This window comes from Chitinophagaceae bacterium (genome assembly GCA_030053935.1).
GTDB lineage: Bacteria > Bacteroidota > Bacteroidia > Cytophagales > JASGCU01 > JASGCU01.
Window position 1 is genome coordinate 1 of the sequence record JASGCU010000010.1, and the last position, 6,229, is coordinate 6,229.

The following is a 6,229-nucleotide window of genomic DNA, read 5'->3' on the forward strand; positions in this document are numbered from 1 at the left end:
AAACAATATCAGCAGGAAGTAATAAACGACCTTACAAATTTCATCGATTTTCTGGAAAAATCCAATAATTTGAAAACTGCATTTTCTGATTTTTGGGAAAGTAAAGGTATTTTATTGAAAAACATTGATTATGAATTTCTAAAACCTTATGACAATTCCATTAAAAATGTCCCTCGTGTAACTGTAAAAGTGCCAACATCAGGCGGAAAAACTTTTATTGCCTGCAATGCTTTAAAACCAATTTTCGACAGTTTTCCAATTGATAAACCACGAGTAGTAGTTTGGTTTGTTCCATCAGATACCATTTTAAAGCAAACCTATAAAAATCTGAATGATACCAGCCACCCTTACCGCCAAAAAATAGACAGTCATTTTAGTAGTCGTGTAAAGGTTTACTTAAAAGACGATTTGTTACAAGGTGCAAGTTTTAGCCCAACTATTGTAAAAGAACAATTAAGTATATTTGTGTTAAGTGTTCAGTCATTTTCGGCACGCAACAAAGAAGCCCGAAAAGCATATCAGGAAAACGAAAATTTGGCAGATTTTCCAAAAACTTACACCGACAAAGAAAAATTATTGCAAGACGTTGATGAAACCGCTTTAATGCAAGTAATCACACAATTAAATCCTGTAATTGTAATTGACGAAAGCCATAATTTTGAAGCCGATTTACGAATTGAAATGCTCAATACCATAAACCCAAGTTTCATTTTTGATTTAACAGCAACCCCCAGAGAAAAAAGCAATATTATAAGTTTTGTTGACGCTCTAAAATTGAAACAAAACAACATGGTAAAATTACCTGTTATTGTTTACAATCACAAAGACACTAACGAAGTAATTAACAGTGCAATAAATCTGCAAAAAGTATTAGAGCAAAAAGCAAAATTGGAAGTTGAAAATGGCGGGAAGTTTATAAGACCAATCGTTTTATTTCAAGCTCAACCAAAAAGTGACAAAGACAATATTACATTTGAAAAAATCAAAAAAGATTTAATTGATTTTGGCATTCCCGAAAGCCATGTAAAAATTAAAACCGCAAATAAAGACGAAATTAAAAATATTGATTTAATGCAACCCGATTGCGAAGTACGTTACATAATAACTGTAAATGCTCTAAAAGAAGGTTGGGATTGTCCTTTTGCCTATATTTTGGCTTCGCTTGCCAATAAATCGTCAGCCGTTGATGTTGAACAAATACTCGGAAGAGTTTTACGTTTGCCTTTTACTCGCCAACACAACGAAAAACTTTTAAATCTTTCGTATGTTTTTACATCGTCAAATAATTTTCTTCAAACACTTGATAAAATTATTCTTGGTTTAAATAAAGCGGGATTTAGCGCAAAAGATTATAGAGTAAAAACCGAACAAACAACACAAAACCCTACTGTAAAACAAGGCTCTTTTGAATATTTATTGACAAATCAATCAAATATAAATCAATCAAATTCTAATGATGTTGTTGAAATTAATGTTGAACAATTAAAGCAATTTTCTGAATCGGAACAAAGCGTACAACGAACTAACGATATAATTGAAACCGCTTTAAATGAAGGTGATAATTATGATAAAAGAATAGAAGAAATAAAAAAAGATGAAGAAATAATCCCAACAGAACTTATGGACAAAGTAAAAACATATCCAATAAAAGAATCTTACAAAGACGAAGTTAAAAACGTAAAACTTCCGAATTTCTTTTTGCAAAAAAGTCCGAATTTGATTGACAGCGAAAATTTTGTATTGCTTACAAAAAAAGAATTATTGCTTGGTTTTGATTTAAGCAAAGAAGACCATAAAATTGATTTTACGCAATCATCGGAAATGGCAAGCATTGATTTAGTAGAAGGTCGCAAAGATGAATTTATTCCCGCATACCGACACGCAGAAAACCAAGTAAAAGAAGCATTTGTAGAATATATTACAACCCTTTCGCCAGAGAGTAAAATAAATCAAATTTCGTTACGGCTTGCTAAACAAATAAAACGGATAGATGAAATTTCAGAACCGGCAATAACAGAATATATTAAAAACGTAATCAAAGATTTAAACAGCGAAAAAATATCGGAATTAACTCACAATGAAAGCTTTTACGTAAACAAAATAAAAGAAAAAATTGAACGATTAACCGACATTTACGCAGAAAAGAAATTCACTGAATTTTTAGACAAAGGAACGGTAATATGCAAAGAAGAATTTGAATTTCACAAAAAAATAAGTCCTAAAATTGCAAATACAGGATTAACAAAAAACTTATACGTTGAAGAAGGCGAAATGAATGATTTTGAACGTGAAGTAATTTACGAAATTTCAAATTTAGACAGTGTAGTTTTTTGGCATCGAAATTTGGAACGTAGTAAAGGTTTTTTAATAAACGGTTTTATCAACCATTATCCCGATTTCATATTAAAAATGAAAAACGGGAAAATTATTGTAATAGAAACAAAAGGGGCTTTTATTTTAAACGAAGAGACTAAACAAAAAATACGACTTGGCGAAAAATGGGCAAGTAAAGCAGGTGATAAATATCGTTATTTTATGGTTTTCGACAAAGAAGTAAAAATGGAAGGAGCAAAAACTCTTTCACAAATAATTGAAATACTAAAAGATATGAAATAAACATTTCTGCAATACACAAAATGGGACTGTTGAAAATAACAATATAGTTTTGTGAACGAGTAGTGAGATGATTCTTGTAAATAGCATATAATATGTAAAAAAAAGTATAATTGTTTAAAAGTTATTACCGTTGTTATGAGGAAATAAAAAAAATATATACAAAGAATTAACTTACCAAAATTACAAAATAAATAGCAATCAATTAACATATTTATCAATTAACACATTTATGAGTATAAATAGTATAGTATATGTAATACCCTTATTAGGTATAGTAGGGCTTTTAGTAATGATTTTTAAATCATTGTGGGTATCAAAGCAAGAAACGGGGGAAGCAAATATGAATGAATTGGCTGGTTATATTGCAAAAGGAGCGATGGCTTTTTTAAAGGCGGAATGGAAAGTATTATCGTATTTTGTGACCATAGCAGCTCTTTTATTAGCATATTCAGGAACATTAGTAGAAGATTCACACCCTACGATAGCAATAGCATTTGTAATAGGCGCTGTTCTATCGGCATTCTCAGGTTGGATAGGAATGAATATTGCTACCAAAGCAAATGTTAGAACTACACAAGCGGCAAGGACGAGCCTTTCAAAAGCACTCAAAATATCTTTTACAGGCGGAAGTGTTATGGGACTTGGGGTAGCAGGTTTAGCCATTCTCGGATTAGGAACATTATTTATAATATTAATGCAGATATTTGTTCCCGCAGAAGTAGCATTAACGGGAATAGAAATGAAAAAAGCATTAGAAGTATTAGCAGGGTTTTCATTGGGTGCAGAATCTATAGCACTTTTTGCCCGTGTGGGAGGAGGAATTTACACAAAAGCAGCAGATGTAGGAGCAGATTTAGTAGGAAAAGTAGAAAAAAATATTCCCGAAGACGATGTTAGAAATCCCGCAACTATTGCTGATAATGTAGGTGATAATGTAGGCGACGTAGCAGGAATGGGCGCAGATCTTTTTGGATCTTACGTAGCTACTATCCTTGCAACTATGGTATTAGGACAAGAGATAGATGCTTCTCATGACAATATGGGAGGGCTTTCACCTATAATTCTTCCTATGCTTTTAGCGGGAGTAGGACTTATATTTTCTATAGTAGGTATGTTTTTTGTAACAATAAAAAAAGAAACCGATAGCGTTCAAAAAGCTCTCAATATGGGCAATTGGTCTTCTATACTATTCACAATTATTGCTTCTTTTTTTATTGTAAAATATACTTTACCCGAAGCGTTGAGTATAAGAGGAGTTGCTTTTACTTCTATGGATGTCTTCTATGCCATATTTTTAGGACTTATAGTTGGAACTTTGATGAGCATCATAACAGAATATTATACAGGGGTGGGAAATAAACCTGTTAACTCTATTATTCAAAGATCTTCTACCGGACATGCTACCAATATTATTGGAGGATTAGCTGTAGGTATGGAATCTACAGCACTTCCTATCATAGTTTTAGCAACAGGTATTTATGGTTCTTACCATTTTGCGGGTTTATATGGGGTTGCTGTAGCCGCAGCGGGAATGATGGCCACCACTGCCATGCAATTATCTATAGATGCTTTTGGACCGATTGCTGATAACGCAGGAGGTATTGCAGAAATGAGCGGACTTCCAAAAGAAGTAAGAGAAAGAACAGATAATTTAGACGCAGTAGGAAATACCACAGCAGCAACAGGAAAAGGATTTGCAATAGCATCCGCCGCTCTCACCTCATTAGCACTTTTTGCAGCTTTTGTAGGAGTATCAGGTATCACTTCCATAGATATTTATAAAGCAGATGTTTTATCAGGATTATTTATCGGTGCCATGATCCCTTTTATATTTTCTTCCCTTGCTATATCTGCCGTAGGAAAAGCAGCTATGGATATGGTAAACGAAGTGAGAAGACAATTCCGTGAAATACCCGGTATAATGGAATATAAAAATAAACCCGAATATGAAAAATGCGTAGCAATATCTACAAAAGCATCTATAAGACAAATGATAAAACCCGGGGTTATCGCAATTTCTACTCCTATCATAGTCGGTTTTTGTTTTGGACCAGAGGTATTAGGAGGACTATTAGCAGGAATAACCGTATCAGGAGTACTTATGGGAATATTTCAAAATAATGCAGGAGGCGCATGGGATAATGCCAAAAAATCTTTTGAAAAAGGAGTAAAAATTGACGGAAAGATGGAATATAAAGGGTCTGATGCTCATAAAGCTTCTATAACAGGGGATACTGTTGGAGATCCTTTCAAAGATACTTCCGGACCCTCTATGAATATTTTAATTAAACTATCCTGTATAGTAGCACTCATAATAGCACCTCATATCAAAAAAACAAATACTACCACTCAAGACAATACCATACAACCGAAAATAGAACATTTTCAGGAGCAATGAGATTATATTTTTAAATAGAAACCCCATATATTCAAACAACTTAGCCCACGGTTCCAATCGTGGGCTTTTTTAATATGGCGAAAAAAGATAACAAAATAAACAAGAAGAAAGTGTTAAATATAGAGAGATAGGAATATTTTTTGAAATTCGTTATAAAGTAAGACCGTTTCGAAACTAAAAAATACGAGAGTGTTAAATATAGATAGATTTTTAAAAAAAAATTATATTTGTGAAAAAATAAAAATATGACTACTTGTAAAAAATGTAATGGTGTTAAATTATAGGAAAAATGGAATAGTAAGAAATAAGCAACGATAATACGTATGTAGAGATTGCAAATGTAATTTTACTATTGGTGACGAAAGAGTTAAAATTGGAAGCGAATTAAAAGTTTTAGCAATGTTACTGTATGGGAGTGGGAAAGCTAGCTATGGAATGATTGCTAGACTTTTTAATGTGAGTCGCCCTACAGCATATTATTGGATTAAAAACATGGGGTTAAAATTACCCGAACCTACTATTAATTCAGAAATTAAAGAGGTTATGATTGATGAAATGTGGCATTTTATAAAAAAAAAGCCAAAAAATATGGGGAGCAGTAGATTGTAGTAACAATAAAACTATCGCATGGGTTTTGGCAATCGTGACGCTGAAACATTTAAAAAACTATATGAAAAAATACAAAGGAGAGTACAAAAAAGATATTATACAGATAAATGGGATGTTTATAGTCAAATCATTCCAAAATCAATTCATGTACAAGGTAAACAAAACACGTATAAAATAGAACAAAACAATTCAAATATAAGACATTATTTAGCTAGAATGAAAAGACAAACGAAAGTAGTTAGTAAATCAATTATTATGGTTGATATAAATTAAAAATTGCTTGGGCTTTGAATGAAAGTACATTTTATGACGAATTTCAAAAAATATTCCTATCTACCTATACTTAACACTCTCAAAAATTAATACTGCGATGGATTTACAAAATAGTAAAAGAGCGGGGAATTTCTTATATTTATAGCTTCTGGGCAATTACTTTTAGCATTTTAAACAAATAACTACTCACAACAATGTTTAACGATACCAGAACTATTCAAGAAATACAGGCAAATATAATATTAATGCAGGAACAGATTGTTGTTCTGCAAAAAGAAAGAGAAGAAGCTCGTAAAAAAAATGAAGAAGAATTAGCGGCTCTGAAAAAAGAAA

General features: G+C 32.1%; 3 protein-coding genes. All 3 read left to right on the forward strand.

What is annotated here, in order from left to right:
* The coding region (locus tag QM536_02295; protein ID MDI9355841.1) for a DEAD/DEAH box helicase family protein at positions 1–2,616 on the forward strand (2,616 nt) is incomplete at its 5' end.
* Between the two features lie 229 nt (positions 2,617–2,845).
* On the forward strand, positions 2,846–5,014 hold the full coding sequence (locus tag QM536_02300) for a sodium-translocating pyrophosphatase (GenBank protein MDI9355842.1): 2,169 nt from the start codon (positions 2,846–2,848) through the stop codon (positions 5,012–5,014).
* A gap of 627 nt (positions 5,015–5,641) precedes the next feature.
* Positions 5,642–5,896, forward strand: a complete 255-nt coding sequence (locus QM536_02305; GenBank protein MDI9355843.1) for an IS1 family transposase — start codon at positions 5,642–5,644, stop codon at positions 5,894–5,896.
* Positions 5,897–6,229 lie beyond the last annotated feature (333 nt).